General features: G+C 58.8%; 13 protein-coding genes and 1 tRNA gene. 8 read left to right on the top strand and 6 right to left on the bottom strand.

Going from position 1 to position 20825, the window contains the following annotated elements:
- Positions 1–51: 51 nt before the first annotated feature.
- The 3 genes from BM400_RS20255 to BM400_RS20270 all read right to left on the bottom strand — a co-directional run bounded on the left by BM400_RS20255 (position 52) and on the right by BM400_RS20270 (position 9201).
- A complete protein-coding gene (locus BM400_RS20255; protein ID WP_175529169.1) occupies positions 52–7041 on the bottom strand; it encodes an RHS repeat-associated core domain-containing protein in 6990 nt (2329 codons plus the stop codon).
- Between the two features lie 961 nt (positions 7042–8002).
- Positions 8003–8644, bottom strand: coding sequence for a hypothetical protein (locus tag BM400_RS20265; RefSeq protein ID WP_089843335.1), 642 nt, complete (start codon positions 8642–8644; stop codon positions 8003–8005).
- Positions 8641–9201, bottom strand: coding sequence for an IS5 family transposase (locus BM400_RS20270; RefSeq protein ID WP_425432409.1), 561 nt, complete (start codon positions 9199–9201; stop codon positions 8641–8643). The genes BM400_RS20265 and BM400_RS20270 overlap by 4 nt, the downstream gene beginning before the upstream one ends.
- A 1120-nt stretch (positions 9202–10321) precedes the next feature.
- Here BM400_RS20270 and BM400_RS20275 point away from each other — a divergent pair.
- The 5 genes from BM400_RS20275 to BM400_RS20295 all read left to right on the top strand — a co-directional run bounded on the left by BM400_RS20275 (position 10322) and on the right by BM400_RS20295 (position 15422).
- Positions 10322–10406 (top strand) — tRNA-Leu (locus BM400_RS20275).
- A gap of 29 nt (positions 10407–10435) precedes the next feature.
- A complete protein-coding gene (locus tag BM400_RS20280; RefSeq protein WP_089843337.1) occupies positions 10436–10741 on the top strand; it encodes a DUF3467 domain-containing protein in 306 nt (101 codons plus the stop codon).
- Position 10742: 1 nt separating this feature from the next.
- On the top strand, positions 10743–12341 hold the full coding sequence (locus tag BM400_RS20285; RefSeq protein ID WP_245782049.1) for an ArnT family glycosyltransferase: 1599 nt from the start codon (positions 10743–10745) through the stop codon (positions 12339–12341).
- 145 nt (positions 12342–12486) lie between these two features.
- Positions 12487–14106 (top strand): tetratricopeptide repeat protein, encoded by a 1620-nt coding sequence (locus BM400_RS20290; protein ID WP_245782050.1) that lies wholly within the window; start codon positions 12487–12489, stop codon positions 14104–14106.
- Positions 14107–14156: 50 nt separating this feature from the next.
- The gene (locus tag BM400_RS20295; RefSeq protein WP_089843343.1) at positions 14157–15422 is read left to right on the top strand and encodes an NfeD family protein; all 1266 of its coding nucleotides are present in this window, start codon (positions 14157–14159) and stop codon (positions 15420–15422) included.
- Here BM400_RS20295 and BM400_RS20300 read toward each other — a convergent pair.
- Complete coding sequence (locus BM400_RS20300) at positions 15419–15712, bottom strand: helix-turn-helix domain-containing protein (protein WP_245782051.1); 294 nt, start codon at positions 15710–15712, stop codon at positions 15419–15421. The genes BM400_RS20295 and BM400_RS20300 overlap by 4 nt on opposite strands.
- Before the next feature lie 298 nt (positions 15713–16010).
- On the opposite strand from BM400_RS20300, the gene BM400_RS20305 reads away from it, so the two are divergent.
- From BM400_RS20305 to BM400_RS22895, 3 genes are all read left to right on the top strand, one after another.
- Positions 16011–16721, top strand: a complete 711-nt coding sequence (locus BM400_RS20305; protein WP_089843347.1) for a hypothetical protein — start codon at positions 16011–16013, stop codon at positions 16719–16721.
- Positions 16722–16825: 104 nt separating this feature from the next.
- The gene (locus BM400_RS20310; protein WP_089843350.1) at positions 16826–17605 is read left to right on the top strand and encodes a slipin family protein; all 780 of its coding nucleotides are present in this window, start codon (positions 16826–16828) and stop codon (positions 17603–17605) included.
- A 40-nt stretch (positions 17606–17645) separates the two neighbouring features.
- The gene (locus tag BM400_RS22895; RefSeq protein WP_089843354.1) at positions 17646–18377 is read left to right on the top strand and encodes an SPOR domain-containing protein; all 732 of its coding nucleotides are present in this window, start codon (positions 17646–17648) and stop codon (positions 18375–18377) included.
- 18 nt (positions 18378–18395) lie between these two features.
- On the opposite strand, the gene BM400_RS20320 is transcribed toward BM400_RS22895, so the two are convergent.
- Both BM400_RS20320 and mpl read right to left on the bottom strand, forming a co-directional pair.
- Positions 18396–19124, bottom strand: a complete 729-nt coding sequence (locus tag BM400_RS20320; protein ID WP_089843357.1) for a lysophospholipid acyltransferase family protein — start codon at positions 19122–19124, stop codon at positions 18396–18398.
- Positions 19125–19305: 181 nt separating this feature from the next.
- On the bottom strand, positions 19306–20745 hold the full coding sequence (gene mpl / locus BM400_RS20325; RefSeq protein ID WP_089843361.1) for a UDP-N-acetylmuramate:L-alanyl-gamma-D-glutamyl-meso-diaminopimelate ligase: 1440 nt from the start codon (positions 20743–20745) through the stop codon (positions 19306–19308).
- Positions 20746–20825 lie beyond the last annotated feature (80 nt).

Below are 20825 nucleotides of genomic sequence, written 5' to 3' on the forward strand. Positions count from 1 at the left end.
GCTTTATCATTCTCCTTGATAGTGGAATTGCCGCGACTCTTCCCTACCGCCTCACGAATGATCAGGTTGCGTTCTTGGCGGTGGGGGCGGTGGGGGCGGTGGGGGCGGTGGGGGCGGAGGCGGAGGCGGTGTAGGAGTGGGCTGAAGTACAGTTGGCGCTAGCTTCTTCGCAACCTTCTTTGCCTCAGAAATCCCCGTTGTGACCGCACGTTGAACGTCAGTTTTTCCAGTTGTCGCTGCCTGACTTAGGCCCTTAATACTCGTCTCTACCGCCCCTTGAATGCCCGAGATGGCATCATTTGCCGCATTAGCCAAAGGTGATACATGTGCGTATTTGTCAGCTTGTGCCGCCTGATAGTCATCTTGAGCGGCTTGTCCTTGGGCAGGCGTTGAATTCGGATTTAACATGACTTTTTGGTCTGTTTCCATTCGATTTTGATCGGCCCTTATGATTCTGTAATTCTCATATGCTGCGACACCACCCTCCACGGCTCCGACTATAGCGACACCAACCGCAATGGCGCAAAAGAGTTCGCAATGTCCATCTTTGTCTGCTTTGCTAAGCGGATTGTTGTTGACGTAACCATAGAGGTTGAGGCTCTGCGGATTCATCAAATTGGAATACGGCACGGCCTCCGGTTTGTCGGCCCAGTCGGGCGACATCCACCGGCCCATGTTGCTGGCGTAATACCTTGCCCCGAAGTAATCGAGTCCTGATTCTGCGTCTCTTTCTTTGCCGGTAAACAGATACGGATCATTCGTATTACCCGAGAATAACCCTCCGAACGGTCTGTAGTCGAGCGGGTTGATGAGTTGGGCGCTCGCATCGGTTTGGCCTATCTCCGTGCCGAGATGATCGAGCAAACGATACGTCGGTTGCGCCGTCTGTGTCCCGGCAACCTCGGCCAGCATGCCGTTCGGGCCGTAGATCAGATCCGTCCATTGCCCCGCCGCAAGGCGTGCGATGGGTTTGCCGCCAAAGTAGACCGTATCCGTGACCCCGACACCCTGCTTCTCGACCCGATTGCCCTCCGCATCGTAAATATAGGTGGCTCCCGCAGCCGAGGTGAGACGGCTCTCCGCATCCCACGTCAGCGGCGTGACGCCGTTTGACAGCAGGTTGCCCGCTGCGTCGTATGCGTAGCCGAACATCTGGTTGTTCGCCGTATAGAAGGCATTCGAAGGACCGTTTTGCAGGATGTTGCCGAACGAATCGTAGGCGTAGGCTTCGTTGAGTCCTGTCGGCACCAACGTCCCTTGCTGTCCCGTCGCAATGACTGTGGTTGTGTCTCCCGCAGTAGGGGAATATGGTCCGGCGGATAAGCCTACGACAAACTGTGCTCCCCACATCTCTAGCGTTGCTCCGCTGGTGAAGCCCCCGGTACCAATCTGCATGTAGAGTTGCATCAAGCCGTTGAGCGTCTGCCCTGTGACCTCGAAGCGCTGCCATTGGGGTGTGACCGTGATGGTGTTCTGCGCAACAGCGCTCCAAAGAGATCCGGACTCCTGTCCGATGGCTAGCACTGTCGACATACTGTTGGAGCCAGTCGTGCGCAGGTAGACGGATGCGGTTACCGTCTGTTGATCATAGAGCGACGGATTCGCGATGTAGTCGTCGACGTACGCCTGACCACTGCCAGGAGTGAGTGTTGCCGCAGTATGAGTTCCATCAGGAGCAGTGTCGGTATTAACCGCCGTTGTTGTGTTGACCATGCCCCAACTCGGCCCGTTGGAGGGTTGTGCCTGTGGAAGCAGATTGACGTACCCTCTGCCCGTGAGCATAGGAAGAGAATTCGTGGGGATATATGGCCCTGGATGCGAACCGTACTCTAACTGAGCGCCCCAAACGTTATAGACCTGACCTGGAGGCACATTGGAGTCCCCTACTTGAAGTCTAAGGGCGGTCAGGCCTGTCGGCGCAGGTGTGGTTCCAACAACCGAGAACCTCTGCCAGGTTCCAGTCATCGTGATCGCCTGAGACCCCATGTAAGTTGTTCCGGATGCCGTGATCCCGTAGAGATAGAGATTGATATTTCCGGCACCACCTGCGGATTGCAAAAAGATCGAGGCCGTCAAAGTCGCGCCATCGTAAAGCCCCGGATTGGCCACCCCATTGGCCAGTTCGGTATTCGTCGAACCTGTAGTTTGGGTCATTTGGCTTGCCGTCATCGATCCGTCCGGGGCGGCCACAGTAGTGGATGTCAGAATCGCTTGATACGTACCCCATCCAGGCCGGTTTGGCTGTTGCGAGTAGGGGAACAGGTTCACCATGCTGGTATTCATCGTGACGGGCGTCGCTCCGGTTGCTACGTAAGGTCCGGCCTGTGCGGCGAGCTCCACCTGTGCTCCCCAGGCTTGAATGTATTGTCCGTTGATAAATTGATTTTGCGCACCTCCAATCTGGAAGACGAGATAATTGAGCATTGACTGCGTCGTCCCCGTTACCTGAAATCGCTGCCACGTTGTCGTTAGATTGACAGTCTGCGCCGCCATCGGATTGCCGCCAGAGGAGCCTACTTCGAAAAAAGTAAGCAGAACAGGTACTGTCCCATAAGGAACTTTCAACCAGACGGATCCGGTGACTTGCATGCCAGACAACGGTGCAGGATTCGGGATTATGTCATAGACCACGTTGGCATTACCGCTCATATCCGCCTGAAGCGTTGTTCCGGTGTTGCTACCGTCGGGCGCAATGACCGTATTATCCGTCGTTGTTCCATGCGAGTTCGTCCATGTCGAGAAACGTTGTGAATAAGGGAGAATGTTCGTCACACTGCTCCCAGCGGAGCCCGAATCTTCCAGCATGGGATTCCACATCAGAAACGTTTGTCCGCTGGTGAAAGTACCGCCGCCGCCAATCTGCAAGCGCACTTCATTCAGATTCATTGATCCCGTGTAGCCACTCACCGAGAACTGTTGCCAAGAGGTAGTGAGCTGCACTTGATGTGTTCCGGGAACGGCAAATCCGCTCGCGGAGTTGGTTGTTATGTAGAGATTGATGGTTTGGGTCCCCGATGTGGTGCGGAGCCAGATAGAACCAGTTACAGTCTCTCCCGTGAGCGAAGAGGGTGAACTGGCCTTTCCGGCTTCTCCGCTGTCGGCCGAACCGGATGTTGCAGTCACAAGGGCTGCGGTCATCGATCCATCCGGCGCGGCGAATGCGTTCGGTACAACCGTGGTGTTGATATCCAACCAACTCCCGTCCGGCGTCCCGATCTCGGAGAGCAGGTTCGAGTCGTCAGGATTCGTGAGCCACGGAACGGCCCCAGTTGCTCCGGGAGTCTGGGTCGCGCCGCTTCCGCTCGTGGTTGTCGAGCCCGTATTTCCGTTCGACCCGCTCGGGATCGCAAGACTGGAGAAGATGTCCTGCGCACTCGTGAGACGGTTCAGGCCATCATAGCCAAACTGCCGCTGAACACCCGTGATGAGATCCGTATAGCTTTGGAGGTTGCTGTTCGGGTTGTAAGCATACTGCTTGGACCACAGGGGTGCGGTCGACGGCCCGTACGTGAGCGTGTGCATCCGTTCACGGTTGTCATAGGTCGCTCCAAATGCCACCCCGTTCCCGAAGGTCGCCTGCACCAGATGTCCAGCCGGATCAAAGCTTCCGTTGGCAGATGCAGAGAGATAGGTCTGGTTCACCGACGTCCCATTCCACACCTGATTTTGATACACGGAGGACATGCGGCCTGCCGCGTCGTAGCCTTGCTGCACGGAGCGCCCATCGGGATACGTCAGGGTGCTCAGGTTACCCGCGAGATCGTACGACGCGGTCACCGTCTTCCGATCTCCACAGTTTGAGGGAAGACAGTACGTCTGTGAAGTGATCCGGCCCATCGCGTCGTAGCCCACTCCGATATCGGCATTGACCATGTTGGAAGCATACGTAAGCCTCCCAACGACATTCGTTGAAGCCCCGTAGTTGGGAGCCAGGGCGTTGCCGCTCGCGTCCTTGCCGTCATACCCGAACGCTGCCGTCGAGGTGCCGTCGGAATAGTGCTTGAAGGTCAGCCGGTTCAACGCATCGTAAGTGTAGGTTGTTGTGATGCCGCGAGCATCGGTCTTCGCGATGAGATTGCCGTTCGCGTCGTAGCCGTTGACACAGTGAGAATTGCTCCACTGGCCATAGCAGATTGTGCCCGTCTCTGGGTTCGAAGAGGTCAGCAAACGCGAGAGCGAGTCGTACTGGAAGCTTCTCTTTACAGTTCCATTGCATGCGGCACCCTCTGGGGACGTTCCCCACTGATCAGCGCACTTCAGATTGCCGAGGGTATCGTAAAAGTAGGTCGTGGCGAGATTTCCGGGCTCAACGACGCTGGTCAACATGCCGAGGGCATCGGTTGCGCGTGTCCAGGAGTTTCCCGCCTCATCCGTTGCAGTGACACTCGAACCTGAATAATTCCAGATCAGAGTGCTATTGTCCCCATTGGTCTGTGACGTCTTCCGACCTCGGGCATCGTAGTTGAAATACGTCTTTCCGTAGCTCGCATCCCCAGTGGAGCGATAAGGATTCGATACTGAGGCGACGCGACCCAGTGCATCGTAAGTGGTGTCTACATAATCAGTGCCTTGGGGATCTGACTTGAGTTGGGTCTGTATCGCTCGGCCCAGGTTGTCTAGCTGTGTCAAGGCTTCCCTAACTTTGCCACTCGCAATCAAACTCTGAACATCTACAGTATGGGATGAATCGTCATAGGTGGTCGTGGTTTGCCCTCCATCCGAGTAAACCGTGGTGTATGGGCGCCCCATAAGGTCGTACGTGTAGTTCGTCGTGGCACTGTTTGCATCTGCGAACGACGCCAATTTGCCTGTGCATTCGTAGTAAGTGAGCGAGTGCGCTTGATTGAGCGCATTGGTGACACTCGTCAGGTAGGCTGAAGACATCCCGCCCGCAGAGGACGGTTGACATGAAGTACTCCCCGTCCAGGCATCAGCATATCCATAATGCGTTGGATTACCCATGGGGTCTATCTTGGTAATAATATTACCGTAAGAGTCATAGTAATAGCTCGTTGTCGGAGATGAGGCTCCGGGAGTGAAATTCGTATGGGTGACCGACGTCGGTTCTCCGTAGTATCCATAGTTCGCGGGATTGCCGTTGTCGTAAACCACCTTTGTCTGGGCGAGCAGGTTTGCGCCGCAAGCCGCAGGCGGCGTGATGCTTCCGGTTCCATTCCAGATGAAGGTGCCAGTACCGCTACAGACGGCAGAGCCATCGTAAATCGATTCAGTCGAGACGCGATTCGCGATGTTACGTAATTGGGCTCCGGCTGTTGTCGCATTCGGAGCGGCGATGAAGTAGTTGCTGACCGAATCATGCAGGTAAGACCGTAGAGTCTGTCGGACCAGCGGCCCTGGGTGCCCTTGTCCCCATTCATATTCGCGGATTGCAGTGACATTTCCATGGGAGCCGGGCTCCCATGTGAGCGGCGGCAGATAGGTAGGTGGGGCTGGTGTAAATGACGGAGCGTCCGCGCCCTGAGACAACTCCTGACAGAGTTGCCATACGGAGCTGTAGTCGCCACAATTCAGAGTTTGGTAGGGATAGGCATATAGATCGTAGTCGAATTGGCGTTGGCTCGTCTGCTGATTCTCCAAAATGGTCGTGAGCGAAGTGAGGAGACCATTTTCTGAAGAACTTCCATCCGCAGCAGCTCGAGTTGTATCCCAGGTCATGTCGTATTCGAGCAGCTGCGAACCTCCGGGGGTCGCAAGATACTGAGCTTTGATCAGATGCTCATTATCGTCGAATGTGTAGACCGTTTGATATCTGTGATTCGCTGAATCAGGAGGATCAGTCTCCGTGACCAATTGCATCGTTCCTTGATTTGCGGTGGACACGCTGGAATATGCAATATTCCAAGTATCTGTCACTCCATCATGCGTCACACTTCTCTGAGTGATGGATCGGACTGTTGTGCCATACATATTTACCGAAGACCAGGTATAAACTATGACTGCTCCGGAGGGCATAGTCATCTGGGTGACTTCTCCCCAAGAGTCGTATTGGAATGTGTACGACTGCTGATTCGGCAGAACAATGGAGCTTACGACCTGTCGTGTTGCTGAATACTCTGCGATATTTGTTGCATTGAACTGCGTACGCACAGTCATGCTTTGAAGGTTGACGGTGTAGTTCTGTGAGGTGCCGTTTGAATCGCGCGTGGTGTAGAGAATCTGATTCGCACTGATCTGTTGGGTAAGGGGAATTCGACCGATCGTGTCTTGGCTGCCCGGAGATATGATTTGCCCATTACCTCGGAGGTCTAGCTCCCCAGCGCGGTCAGTAAAATACTGCTTTTGGTAGTAATTTGTCACCCCACCCGACGTGCCTCCCGGTAGATAGGCTGTTCCGTCGGGAGCAATAATATTGATACCAGTGCTAGCTGTGACAAAGGCAGCATAGTAGCCATCCATATCAGGGCTGGGCCCTACATAGTTCGAAGAATCGAAGGTCTGGCCCACAGATGGAACAGTTTGATCACATTCTCCTGAAGTGAATTCATTCACGAGGAATGTGTGCTTTCGTCCTTGATTATCTGTAAAAATAACTCCGTCGGTTCTTGTGCCCCCCGCGTTGTAGAAGATCGTTGTGGGATTCGTAATCGGTTCTTGACCTGTGTTATTGATACAGGCGGCAGGGCCATGGGAGTATGTCAGGTAGCCTTGCATCGGCGTCCAACCAATAGTGTTTGCAGTCAACCAGTTACGCTGCTCAGGATTCCAATAGAGCTTATTTTGCGGGGTTATTTGGTTGACCCAAAAACGAGCGTCGTAGCGAATCCCGAAATCGTAGGACATCTTTCGACCTGGCAGGTCCAGAAATGGGATGGAGATAATCAGATTCCCAGATGAGAGTTCGACATGCTCGGTGGCTGTTCCCAGAGAGGTGGAATATGGGAGATCACCAGTATTATTTTTTGGGGTGACCGCGCTGGGAATCGTGTCTTGGGCATGCGCGTCATCTGAACATACGATGAGCAGGGTAAGAGTCAGTGCTAATGCGATTCCTGAAATGGCGGATTGAATAAACCTGTTCAACTGATCTCTCCTGTAGCCGTGCTCTTGGTCTTTGCCTGTATACCGCTTATCCATTTATCGCGTACTACATCGACTTCAATCGGCGTCCGCCACCGATTTATATTGATGCCGAATGAATAAAAGCACTGGATGATCGAGTAGACGCTTGGTTGGTCGCGTCGATGAAGATGCTCCGATTCAGCTGCCACAGCGAATGGCGAGCTGCAACGAAGCGTCGCCATTCGCTTGGGGTGAGTCCCGTCACGGCGAGGCTCACATTTCCGAACGAGCGATCAACGCTATGGATGGCGTAGTTCTGAAGCGGAACGATCAGCTTCAGCGCTACGAGAGGAGGCTGATTGTGCTGGGAGTAAAGAACCGAGACCAGCCCACAAAAGAAGCCTACAAACAGACAATGTCCCGTACCTACGTAATGGCGCATGCGTATCCTGAGGCGGAGATCCGCCCTTATTTGAAAGATGAGACTTCGAATAGACAGGGAGATATCAGGATGCAGCTAATTTGCGCTCTAAGTCGGTCTATGGTGGCGTTTCGCAAGCCTACGAGGCGCTCGATATTTTGTCAAGGCGGTCGGTCCCATCATTGATGAATCGAGATTCGGCGACTATGTTTACAACTTGGCACGCTGCGGAGTGATTCTTACCCGAACATGTTTAGATTGATTAAACGACGAAATGCCCCAACCTCATGAGTTAGGTTGGGGCATGATATTTGTAACAATAGTTCATCGAGCGCTGCCAGGTCTACGGACACCACGCTGATCCATGGCTTTGATAATCTGCTTGGCGATTTGACGACCGTAAAAGCACATGGCGCGGTGGATTGCAGCTTCAGTTTGGGCGGGATCGTTAGCTCCACGCGCATCTACATGCATGTGAAGATCTCCGTTACCCAGGCTCTTGTTCGGGATGATCTTGCCATCCTGTGTGGGAGCGAATTTTTCACCTCCATCTCTCCCACGTCATATAGTCATGCCGGCTGTTACATCACCACCAACCGCTCGGCCCCCCGCGTATCCGCCAGTGGCAGCACCCAGGCCAATTCCAAGGATTGTGTCCATGAAGTTGCCACCAGTGCTACCATCGGGAGGCGTGCTTGCTGAGTCTGGAAAGGGAATCACTGTTCCCCCAGTACTACTCTTGAAAGACATAGTCTGCAATGTGACCAACATCTGTTGCAACAACACGTTAGTTCTGTCCACTGCGAGCACAACGGGCTCAGGGCCCTTCTGACCAGTCAGCGTACCCATGAGGCCACTGGGGGGCTGATCACCCTTGCCTAGGGCACCCAGGGCCGATTTCGCTATGCCTTGTTCGAGGTTCTTCAGCCCTGGTGTTGCAAGGCTTGCGGCAATTCCTCTGAACATCTCGGCAAAGCTGTTGCTCACCAGTCGGGTGAAGTCTCGGAAGGTCTTCGTATGGGTTGTGACCAACTTAGTGATCGTGCCATCCAAAGACTGGAACGCACCACCAAGGAGATTGTGTACTTCTTCAGCGGCCGACTCCATATCCCGAGACATCTTCCGGAAGAAGACTCCAGCGCCGTCACCAGCGTTACTAATAGCAAGGGCTGTTTTGTCGATGGACTCTAGAAGTGGTCTCATAAACGTCTTAGGAGCATGTGGATGCATGCGAGTTGGACGAATCCGAGGAAATTTTCGATGTGAAATTCCCATCGAGTGACGAGCCTTCGAAAGCTGTGCATCCAGGCGAAGAGTCGTTCGACCTTCCAGCTCTTCTTGTAGCGGCGGAGCTTCCGCCGGTCTTGGGTTTTGCCACCATTGCGTCGATTCGGAGCCATCATCTCGATGCCGTATTCCTTCTTATGCCGCAGATCGAGCCTGTCCGAGTCGTACGCCTTGTCACCGATCATTCGGGCTGGGAGTTCGTCGAGAAAGCTTCCGGCAAGAACTTCTTCAACCAGCTGGCACTCGGCAGGCGAAGCGCTTTGGACAGAGACGGCGAGAGGAAGACTGTTGCCAGCGGCGAGAGCGACGATCTTCGTGCGCTTGCCCCGGCGCGTGGGACCGACAGCAAAGCCCCCTTTTTGGCGCTCGCGAAGGTGGCATCGACGAACGCTTCTTCGAAGGTTGAGCTTGCCTTGCGCATCGAGCAATCGCGCCAGCAGACGCAACGCTTCTTCGAGCGTGCCGCTGCGAATCCACTGTTGAAACCGGCGATGACAGGTCTGGAACGGAGGCTACTTCTCCGGCAGTTCGCGCCACTGCGCCCCTGTGCCAAGCACCCAGAAAACCCCGTTCAAGACCGCACGGGTCTCGTGCCACGGGCGACCGCGATCATCCTCGCGACGAGCCGGACGAAGTACGGCTTAACCAAAACCCACTGTTCTTCCGTCAACTCCCAGCATCCAGCCATCGCCGTCCGCGGAGACCATCAGAGCATATCCAGAATGCAACAAATTACATGCCTTGGGTATTTATGAGACTGCTTCTAGACTGCCAGATCGGTCCCCGCATGGTTAGTCCCGTCCGGAAAAAGGCCACTCCTCCCTGACTAGGTATACCTCGCACTCACCGTCGCTACACCGTGGCGCTGGGTGCAAATCAGACGCCAAGACATCGCTGGACAAACGAAAGACGGAAACTCCCGTCGGTAAAGTCACCGGAAGTGCATGGGCGGGGACTTCTCTTCTCTACACTTCTGGACGATGCATTGGAGCATTCAAAAGCCGAAAACGGTGAACGGTCCACGCAGGAGCTGAAGCTCAAGATCGAACGGATACGTCCGGGCCAAACGCTCCCCTGCCTCCTGCCCGCCTTCCTTGTTTCCCTGCACACGAGGATGAGGCATCGGAGCAGTGGCGCTTACAGTGGAGCGATGTGAACCTCGAAAGGAAAATTCTTACTGTCCGCAAAATGGCTAACACCAAAAGCGGTCGTCACATACCGCTCAATACGGTTGTCCTCGATGTGTTCCACAAAACCTCAGGACCGAACAGCCCGGTCTTCTTGAATTCAGAGGCCACTCCGATGACCTCGCACTGAGAATGGTTCGATCCGCAGTTAAGGAAGCTGAGATCGCCAACTGTACGTGGCACAAGAACCGGCACATATTTGCCTTCGTCTGACGATGGCCGGCGTGGACATTCGGACAATTGCTCAACTGATGGTCCACAGTACAATATAGATGTCGATGCGCTACGCTCACTTGAGTCCGGACCACGATCAGATGGCTTTCGATAAGCTGGTTGGCTTCGGAATCAAAGGGACGCCAAAGCGGACGCCGGCAAAGGGCAAGAAGTAAGCGCTTTAGAATCAAATGCGAAAGTGGCGAAATTGGCAGACGCACCAGACTTAGGATCTGGCGGAGCAATCCATAGGGGTTCAAGTCCCCTCTTTCGCACCAAATTTTTTTTCCAGAGGAGTTTTACACCGATGAGCCAGAACAAGGATGCCGAGCAGCCAGCGCTGACGTTGACCAAGACAGAGCACTATCGCGAGGGCTATGCCAACAGCGTCCAGGTTCGGATGAGCGTTTGGGACTTTCAGTTGGTGTTTGGAACGATGCACCAGGCTTCGGCGGATGAGGTCAAGGTCGAGAACTTTCAGGCTGTGTATCTGAGCCCGCAGCAGGCGAAGGCTCTGCTGAATGTGCTGGCGCATAACCTGCAGCAGTATGAGCAGACGTTTGGGCAGTTGTCGCTGGAGCCTGCGGTCCACGGCGGCGGCCCTGTCCACTAGCGTGAAGCGTACTGGACTTCCGCTTTGGGTGATGTTTCCGGTGGTGTTTGCAGGTGTAGTGCTCACGCACTGGACGCTGCTGCGGCTTCCCTACTTCTGGGATGAGGCCGGGTACTACATTCCCTCGGCGTGGGATTTCTTCAAGACCGGAACGCTGATTCCGGTGACGACGACGAGCAATGCACACCCTCCCCTGCCCTCGCTTTTGCTGGCGGGGTGGTGGCATGTGTTCGGCTTCTCCGTGACGGCCACGCGGTTGCTGGTGTGCGGTGTGGCGGCAGCGGCTCTGGTTGGGATCTATCGGCTGGTGAAGGGGATTGCCGGGGTTTCGGCGGCAGTGGCCACGATGGTGCTGACGGCGGTGTATCCGGTGTGGTTCGCGCAGAGTTCGCTGGCGCATGCGGATATCTTTGCGGCGGCATTTACGCTTTGGGGGCTCTCGTTCTACTTCGTGCGTCGGGAAGATCCGGGGACGGGCGAGCCTCTGGAGGCGGCGCTGGTGGAGCGAGTGGCGGCGGCGGTGTTGTTTGCGCTGGCGGCACTCTCGAAAGAGACGGCGATTGTTACTCCGCTGGCGCTTGCCGTGCTGGAGCTTTATTTCGGGTTGCGGGTTTGGTGGACTCACCGGACACCGAAGCGGTGGCTCTCGGTGCATGTGGCGTGGGCGGCGGCTTTGGTGGCTCCGGTGCTGCCGCTGTTGGCCTGGTATGGGTATCACTGGCGGAAGACGGGTTTCGTGTTCGGGAATCCGGAGTATCTGCGCTACAACGCCACGGCGAATCTGGGGGCTTACCGGATTGCGCTTTGCCTGTGGCACCGGGTGCTGCACCTGACGACGCATATGAACATGTTCGTCGCTACGGGCTGCGCGGTGGCGGCGATGCTGATGCCGGCTGTGGCGGGGCGGGGACGGCTTTCTCGCGGCGTGATGACGGGGCTTTCGGTGGTGGTGCTGGCAAACTGGGTGGAGTTTTCGGTGCTGGGCGGCGCGCTGCTGACCCGGTATCTGCTGCCGGTTTTTCCCATCATTGTGATGGTGTGCGTGGTGGAGTGGCGGCGTGGGCTGCGGCGGTGGGGCGGTTTGGCAGCGTTGGCGGCCGCGGGGTTCATCGCGGGGATCTGGGTGAATCCGCCGTATGCGTTCGCTCCGGAGGATAACCTCACCTATCGCGACATGATTGTGCTGCACCAGGAGGCGATCGCTCTGATTGCGAAGGAGTATCCGGCGGCCACGGTCCTGACGGCGTGGCCGGGGACGCAGGAGTTCGAGCGACCGGAGCTGGGGTATATCGCGACTCCGATGAAGACGGTGGCGATCAAGAATTTTTCGATGGAAGAGATGGAGAAGGCTGCTGGGGATCCCGGTGCGTACGACACAGCCATGATCTTTTCCACGAAGTGGGAGCCGGCCTCAGGCAAGGTGCATGTGGCGGGCGGGAGCGGGGATGATGAGAAGTACTTCGATTTCCATCACGATCTGCGGCCGCGGGAGGCAGCTCGGATGCTGCATGGAGATGTGGTGTGGCAGGGGTATCGCAAGGGGGAGTGGGCTGCAGTGCTTCGGTTTCCTCGATCGGTGAATGCTTCCGTACAAAGATAGGTCCTGCCGGACGGGCCCGCTGCGCGCGGAGCGGTCACTGCTTCTCCGGGCTCTCCCGCTGTTCGGGAATGAGACTTCGTGGTGGGACACCCGGGGATTCGGTATTGCCGTCTCACTCTTAGGCGGTCACTATAATGGCTGCTGGATGGGACAGGTGACAATGCTGCGAGCGATACGTCTTTGGGGTTCGATGATGGTGCTGCTTTCGCTGGCTGTCGCCGCGATGGCACAGAGCTCGGGCGAGGCGCATGAGGCAGGGCGCCTGGTGCTGGTGCTGCCGTTCGAGAACCGGTCGGGCCAGGTGAACCTGCAGTGGATCGGCGAGTCGTTTCCGTACACGCTGGACCAGCGGCTGAACTCCTCGGGGTTCCTCACCATCTCGCGCGAAGACCGGCAGTACGCGATGGACCATCTTGGGTTCCCGGTGGACTTCAGGCCGACACGGGCGACGACCATCCGGATTGCGCAGACGCTGGATGCGGACTATGTGGTTGTCGGCAGCTTCAATGTGGTGAATGGGGCGATCCAGGTGCAGGCGCAGGTGCTGCGGGTGAACCAGTTGTCGCTTTCGCGGCCGATTGAGGATTCGGCGGAGCTGCCGCGGCTGTTCGATGTGGAGAATGCGCTGGCGTGGAAGGTGGCGCGGGAGATCGATCCGAAGTTTCCGGTGGCGCAGCAGACGTTTCTCTCCGCGGCGGGCGGGGTGAAGCTGAGCGCGTTTGAGAATTACATTCGCGGGACGACGTCGTCGGCTTCGACGGAGCGGATCAAGCGGCTTGAGGCGGCGATTGCGGATGAGCCGAAGTACACGGCGGCCCTGCTTTCTCTCGGCAAGGCGCAGTATGCGGACCGGCAGTATGAGGCGGCCGCCGCGACGATGGCGAAGGTTCCGCGCACGGATCGGGCGGCGCTGGAGGCTGGGTTCTACCTGGGGCTGGCGAAGTTCAACCTGGCGAAGTATGCGGAGTCGGAGTCTGCGTTTGCGTTTGTGGCCAGCCGTCTGCCGTTGCCGGAGATTGTGAACAATCAGGGTGTCGCGGCGAGCCGGCAGGGAAAAGATGCGGGGGCGTTGTTTCAGCGGGCCTCCACGGCGGACCCCAAGGATGCGGACTACCACTTCAACGTGGCTGTGGCGTTATTGAACCGGGGGGATGCGGCGGGGACGTTGAAGGAACTGGATGCGGCACTGAAGCTGCATGCGCAGGACCAGGAGGCCAAGGAGCTGAAGTTGCGGGTGGAGGCGGCGAAGGCCGGTACGGGGCTGAAGGCGGCGGTCGAGACGGGTGGATTCGAGCCGATCGAGCGAATTCGGCGGACATACTCGGAGGCTTCGTTCCGGCAGGCGGCGTTCCAACTGGACCAGATGCGGGCGATGCGGCTGGCGGCGCTTCCTCCGGCGCAACAGGCAGTGGAGTACTCGCAGCAGGGCCGGGATTATCTGGCGCAGGGCCTGGTTCCGGAGGCGGAGCTGGAGTTCCAGTCTGCGATTGCGGCGGATGCGAGTTCGCCGGTGGGGCACGCGGGGCTGGCGCAGGTGCGGGAGCAGAGCGGGAATATCGAAGATGCTCGCGCGGAGGCGACGAAGTCGATTCAGTTGAAGCCGAATGTGATTGCGTACCTGGTGCTGGCACGTCTGGATCTGTCGGCGAATGAGTTGCAGAGGTCGGCGACGGATGTAGGGAATGCGCTGCGGCTGGAGCCGAAGAACTCGGCCGCGATGGGGATGAAGGCGGCGCTGGCGGCAAGAGGGCAGGCGATACCGTGAGGGGGCTCTCCGGATGGTTTGGAGGCGGAAGCCCCCATCGCAGAAGCGCGATGGGGCGCACGCGGTGTTTGTGGCTGCTGATGATGTTGTTCGTGGGGCAGGCTTTTGCGCAGGGTCCGGTGGTGGTGCGGCTTACGCTGCATGACACGATTCAGCCGGTGACGGCGGATTATCTGCGACGCGGGCTGCACGAGGCGGACCGGATGCAGGCGCGGGCAGTGCTGCTTTCGCTGGGAACTCCGGGCGGGCTGCTGAGTTCGACGCGGGAGATGGTGCAGGCGATCGAACAGTCCCCGGTGCCGGTAATTGTGTATATCGCGCCGGCGGGGAGCAGGGCTGGGTCGGCGGGATTCTTCATCCTGGAGTCCGCGGATGTGGCGGCGATGGCTCCGGGGACGAATGCAGGGGCGGCGCATCCGATCGTGGAAGGCAAGACGATGGACCCGGTCCTGAAGGAGAAGGTGGAGAACGATGCGGCGGCGTTTCTGCGGTCGTATACGGAGGTTCGGGGGAGGAACGTCGCGGCGGCGGAAGATGCGGTGAGGCATTCGAAGTCGTATTCGGAGCAGGAGGCTTTGAAGCTTCATCTGGTGGATGTGGTGGCGAACGATGACGCTTCCCTGCTGGCAGCGCTGGATGGGCGGGAGATCACGCGGTTCAATGGGACGAAGGTGGTACTGCGGCTGAAAGGGGTGCCGATAGTGCCGGTGGTGCCTTCGATGCGGGAGAGGCTGCTGGGCAGCCTGACGAATCCGGATGTGGCCGTGTTTCTGCTGGTGATCGGCGGGCTGCTGATTTATCTGGAGTTCAATGTGCCGGGGACGGTGGTTCCGGGGGCTTTGGGGACGCTGCTGTTTCTGCTGGGCGTGTTTGGGTTGAACCTGCTGCCGGTGCGGCATACGGCGGTTCTGCTGCTGGTGGCTGCGTTCTGCCTGATGGCGCTGGAGTTCAAGTTTGCGAGTCATGGAGTGCTGGCGGCGGCGGGCGTGGGAGCGTTGATGTTTGGGCTGGCTACGCTGGTGGATGGGCCGATCGATGCGTTGAGGGTGCATACGGGCACGGCGATTGGGGCCGGTCTGGGGTTTGGGGCGATCTCGTTTGGGCTGGCGTGGGTGGCGATGCAGGCGAGGAAGAACAAGATTTTGACCGGGGCGCAGGCGATGGTGGGGCAGCTCGCCGTGGTGATGAATGCCAGCGGACAGGTGGAGGTTCGGGGAGAGCTTTGGGCGGCCCGGGCGGGACGAGAGCTGGTGGTAGGAGAGACGGTTCGGGTGACGGGGGTGGATGGTTTGGTGCTGGTGGTGGAGGCGAGCTAGGCTGCGTCGACCTCGATCCTGACTCTGCGGCCGAGGGCTGTCGCCATGTTGACGAGGGCGTCGAGCGAGAAGCGGGAGACGTGTCCACGGAGGAGGTCGTTCAGCCTGGGCTGGGTGACACCGCAGTGCGTTGCTGCCTCGGTCTGGGTCCAGCCGCGCTGTTTCACGATGATCTCGATCTGATGCATCAGCTCGGCCCGCGCACGCAGGTTGGCCGCTTCTTCCGGGGTGTCGGCATGGTCATCCCAGACACTGGCAAGACGTTGGGGATGCTTCATGGACTTTGTCATCTTTACTCCTTCATCAGTTGCGTCAAGCGTGCCTTTGCCATCTCGATGTCTCGCTGCGTCGTGCCTTGCGTCTTCTTCTGAAAGGCGTGGAGGCGTAGACCGCGTCGATAAGGGGGGGCGTTTATACTGAAGCCAGTATAACGTTCAAGAGAAATGACCACCTCCCTTCCAATCGACGAGTTACGTAGCTGGGAGCGACGACGTTTTCGGCTGGGGGCGGTCTAATCTGCAAACCCTTGGCGGCTGGAGCGGGTAGACTAATGGAGTACATGCGCGTGTGTGTAAGGAGCCAGATCTGATGTCGATTTCGTTGCGCCGGCAGTTCGTCCGGACGTTTGCTACTTCCCTTTCTTCCTCGATGATGCGTTTGTGCGTGTGCAGCGTGGTCCTGGCGGGTATCGCCCACGGACAGGCCGAGGTGCAGACCAAGCTGGGCAAACAACTGGACAGGCTCGACCTGGCGGTGAGCGGCGCGGGCTATTTCAACACCACGACGACGGGCACGAACTACCTGAACCAGACGGTAACGGACGTTCCGGGTAACACGCTGGGTGCGCTGGTGCAGATTCGCTACATCGCGAAGCCGTGGATTGGACTCGAGTTCAACTATGGCTATGCGCGTTATACGCAGAAGTACACGGGCTCCGGCGGCGCTGCGTCCAACACCGATTTCAACTTCGGTCTGCAGGCCAACACGAGTGAGTACTCATTGGGTTATGTGGCGCATCCTCCGATCGCGATCTTTGGGCTGAAGCCGTTTATCGGCGGGGGCGCCGGCACGATGGCGTATAAGCCGACGACGTACGGTGGACAGGGGCGGCAGGAGCAGGCTCGCGCACTGTATTACTACGATGTCGGTCTGGACGACATGATCTCCGAACACATCGGGCTGCGGGCGCAGTTTCGCGGGTCAAACTCGCTGGCTCCGGACTTCGGCCAGAACTATCTGACGATTTTGAAGAGGACCTGGATTACCGAACCGGCTGTTGGTGTGTTCATCAAGTTCTAACGGGTTGGGTTCGGGCTGTGGAAGACGGAGGCGATTGTGGGTCCAAAAGGACTACAATCGCCTCGATTCCTTTGTGCGATAGGGAATTCCGAGGGTGTGTCGTTATGGGTATGTTCCCGTTTGTCGTGGCTGCGGCGATCGTCGTCTTGTACATCGTCAACTCGATCAAGATTTTGAAGGAATATGAGCGTGCGGTGGTGTTTCGGCTGGGCCATGTGCGCAAGGATGCGTCGGGGCCGGGCGTGATTCTGGTGTTTCGTCCGCTGGACCAGATTGTGCGGGTAAGCCTGCGGCAGGAGGCGATGGAGGTTCCTGCGCAGGATGTGATCACGCGCGACAACGTGACGCTGAAGGTAAATGCGGTGGTGACGCTGCGGGTGATCGACCCGGTGAAGGCCGTGATCGAGGTTTCTAACTACGTGTACCAGACCAGCCAGTTCTCACAGACGACGCTCCGGAGCGTGCTGGGTGAGGTGAACCTGGACCAGTTGCTGGCGCACCGGGAGCAGTTGAACCAGAGGATTCAGACGATTATCGATGGGCACACGGCGCCGTTTGGGGTGAAGGTGGTGTCGGTGGAAGTGAAGCAGGTGGACATGCCGGAGAGCATGCTGCGGGCGATGGCGAAGGAGGCCGAGGCGGAGCGGGAGCGGAGGTCGAAGGTGATTCACGCGCAGGGTGAGTATGACGCGTCGACCAAGCTGGTAGAGGCGGCGGCGCTGATGGCGACGCAGCCGATGACGCTGCAACTGCGTTACCTGCAGACGCTGACGGAGATTGGCGTCGAGAAGAATACGACGATCATCTTTCCGTTGCCGATGGAGTTGATGAATCTGCTGAACAAGACGATGAGCGATAAGCCGACGATCAAGCTGGAGGAGTAGAGCGGTGAGTGTTTTGCATGGGGACCACGATTTAGACGATATGGACGACCGTAGACGCGACAAAGAGATCTCGCTGGGTACGTCGACGATGCTGGGCATCTTCTTCGTTCTGGCATTGCTGCTGGCTGGTTTTTTCGGGTTTGGATACTCGCTGGGGCGGAAGTCGGCGCAGACGGCGAGCGGGGCCACGGATGACGCGAATGCGGATAGCAGCGGGGGAAAAGATACGTTCCGGACGTTCAAGCCATCGCCGGGAACGGCGGCGATTCAGTCCGGTCCTGGGTTCTCTGCGAAGGACGCCGCGGCAGCGAATGCGGCTGGCGGGTCGCAGTATGGTTCGGTGGGTGCTCCGCTGAAGCTTTCGGGGCCGCAGGGCAAGGCTCCGGCGACGGTGGTGGTGCCGGCGGTGGTGGCTGCCGCGAAGCCGAGGGATCCGGATGCGGGGATTGTGGGCGATCCTGCTCCCCCGCCAGTTGCGGCTGCCCCGGTGAAGCCGGGAATTATTCCGGTGGCACTGGGTTCGGGGGCGGCGAAGCCTGCCGCGCCTGCGGGCGGCGGCGGCACCATGGTGCAGGTGTCGGCGTTTACAAGGCAGGAAGATGCGGATGTGGTGGTGTCGGCGCTGAAGCGGAAGGGGTACAACGTCTTCATCCGGCGCGAGCCGCAGGATAGCTACCTGCATGTGCAGCTTGGTCCGTATGGATCGAGGAAAGAAGCCGAGGCGATGCGGGAGAAGCTTTCTTCGGATGGTTTCAATGCGATGGTGAAGTAAGGGCGGGGCTGAGGGCTTTTATGCCCTGAGCCCTGCTTCCGGCTGCATCTCCGGTGGAAGGGCGGCGGCGATGGCGGCGTGGACGGCGGCCATGAGGGCGTCGCGGGTGGCGTAGGCGGTGGGGTCGATCGCGGGCAGGAAGTGGATGTGGGCCGTGCCGGGGTAGATGGCGGCGGAGCCCTTGCGCATCATACGTTCGGTGCCGGAGATGGCTACGGGAATAACGGGGGCCGCCGTCTGCTGGGCCAGGAAGAAGGGTCCCTTCTTGAAGGTGCTGAGACGTCCGTCTTTGGAGCGGGTCCCTTCGGGGAAGACTGTGATGTGGAGGCCGTCGGCGAGAGCCTGGGCGGCAGCCGCGATGGATGCGGTGGCGGCGTCGCGGCGGTGTCCGCGTTCGACCGGGATGAAGCGTCCCATGCGCATGGCGGTGCCGAGGATGGGGATGCGCATCAGCTCCTTTTTGAGGAGGATGGAGGTGCGTCCGGGGATGGCGGGAAGCAGCACCGGGGGATCGAGGTTGGAGACGTGGTTGGCCATGAAGATGACGCTCTTGCCTGGGGGCACGTTCTCAAGACCGGTGGTGAGCACGGGAATCTTGGCCGCGCGCAGGGCAAGGCGGATGATGCCCATCGAGACGCGGTAGAGCGGATGGATGTCCTTGATGAGCCAGCAGTACGGGATGCCGATGATTCCGGCTAATGGACCAAATGCGGTGAGGACGAAGAGGAGCTTGAAGGTTGCGAACATGCCTCTTTGAGGATAGCAGTGGGGGCTTGGATGCGGGCTCAGGGAAAGATGGTGAGGAAAGGGCGGAAGAAGAGGCAACGGCTCACGGGGTGAGAGCTGTTGCGGCGGCCCACCCTCGCGAGCGTACGCGTGTCGCGAAGGCGGGCACAGCCTCGTAGCCGGGCGAGTGAAGACTCGGCGATCATCCCTCGTTCCGGGCGAGGGCCTGCGGGAGCTTTTCGTAGATATTGCCGAAGCCCCCGTTGGAGAGGATGGCCACGACGTCGCCGGGTTTGAGTTGCGGGGTGATGGCGGCGACGATGGCGTCGGCGTCGGGGTAGACCTGGGCGGGAATGGCGCGAGCGCGAAGGCTGGCGGCGACGTTCTCCGGGTGCAGGCGCTCGGTGACGGGGATGGACTCCGACTTGAAGACTCCGGCGAGAACCACCTGATCGGCCAGAGCGAGGGCATCGACGAGTTCGGCTTCGAAGACGTTGCGGCGGAGGGTGTTCGAGCGCGGCTCCAAAATGGCAACGAGACGGCGACCGCGATAGCTGGTGCGTAGGGCGCGGAGGGTCTCGCGGATGGCCGTAGGGTGGTGCGCGAAGTCGTCGATGATGGTAATGCCGTAGACCTCGGCGCGGACTTCGAGGCGGCGCTTGACGGACTTGAAGGTACGGATGGCTTCGACAATCGCTTCGGTGGGGACGCCTTGTCCGCTGGCGAGGGCGGCCGCGGCGGTGGCGTTGAAGGCGTTGTGCTCGCCGGGCATGGGGAGGGTGAGGGTGGCGAAGAACTCGCCCTTGCGGCGGAGGGTCCAGGTGGTGGTGGTGCCCTCGTGGGTGAGGTCGCTCAGGTGCCAGAAGGAGCTGGGCAGGAGGCCGTAGCGCTCCACGGCGCAGAAGGCGCGGTCGATGCACTCGGTGACGTTGAGCGACGCGTCGAAGGCGACCAGACGACCGCGACGGGGGATCAGGTTGACGAGGCGTTTGAAGGCGGTCTTCACCGCCGCCAGATCAGGATAGATGTCGGCGTGGTCGAACTCGACGTGCGTGAGGATGGCGGCGTCTGGGAAGTAGTGGAGGAACTTCGGTCCCTTGTCGAAGAAGGCGGTATCGTACTCGTCGCCTTCGAGAAGGAAGGGGTTCGGGCCGTCCGGTGTGCGGGGCCGGACGGTAAAGGAGGTCCCGAAGTTTTCGGCGAGGCCACCGATGAGGAAGCTGGGGGCGAAGGCCGGGTTGGTGCGGCTGGCGACCTCGTAGATCCAGGCGAGCATGCTGGTGGTGGTGGTCTTGCCGTGGGTGCCGGAGACGACGAGGGATTCGCGGTTGGGGAGGAACTCGTCGTGGAGGAGCGCGGCCATGGAGGTGAAGGGGATGCGCTGGTCGAGGACGTACTCGAGTTCGGGGTTGCCGCGGGAGATGGCGTTGCCGACGACGACGAGGTCCGGGCGGGGCGTCAGGTTGGCCTCGTTATAGGGTTCGTGCACCGGGATGTGCAAGGCGGCAAGCTGGTGCGACATGGGCGGGTAGGCGGCGGCGTCGGAGCCGGTGACGCGATGGCCGAGCTGCTGGAGCATGCCGGCGAGGGAGGCCATGGCGGTCCCGCAGATACCGATGAGATGGATGTGTTTCGTTTGCATAGCTGGAGTTGATTGTAGCGGGGTGGGCTCCCTTGGAATTTCGCGGTTCGTGCTCAGGCAGGAAAGTGATCTTGCGGGGC

The organism is Granulicella pectinivorans (assembly GCF_900114625.1).
Taxonomy (GTDB): Bacteria; Acidobacteriota; Terriglobia; order Terriglobales; family Acidobacteriaceae; genus Edaphobacter; species Edaphobacter pectinivorans.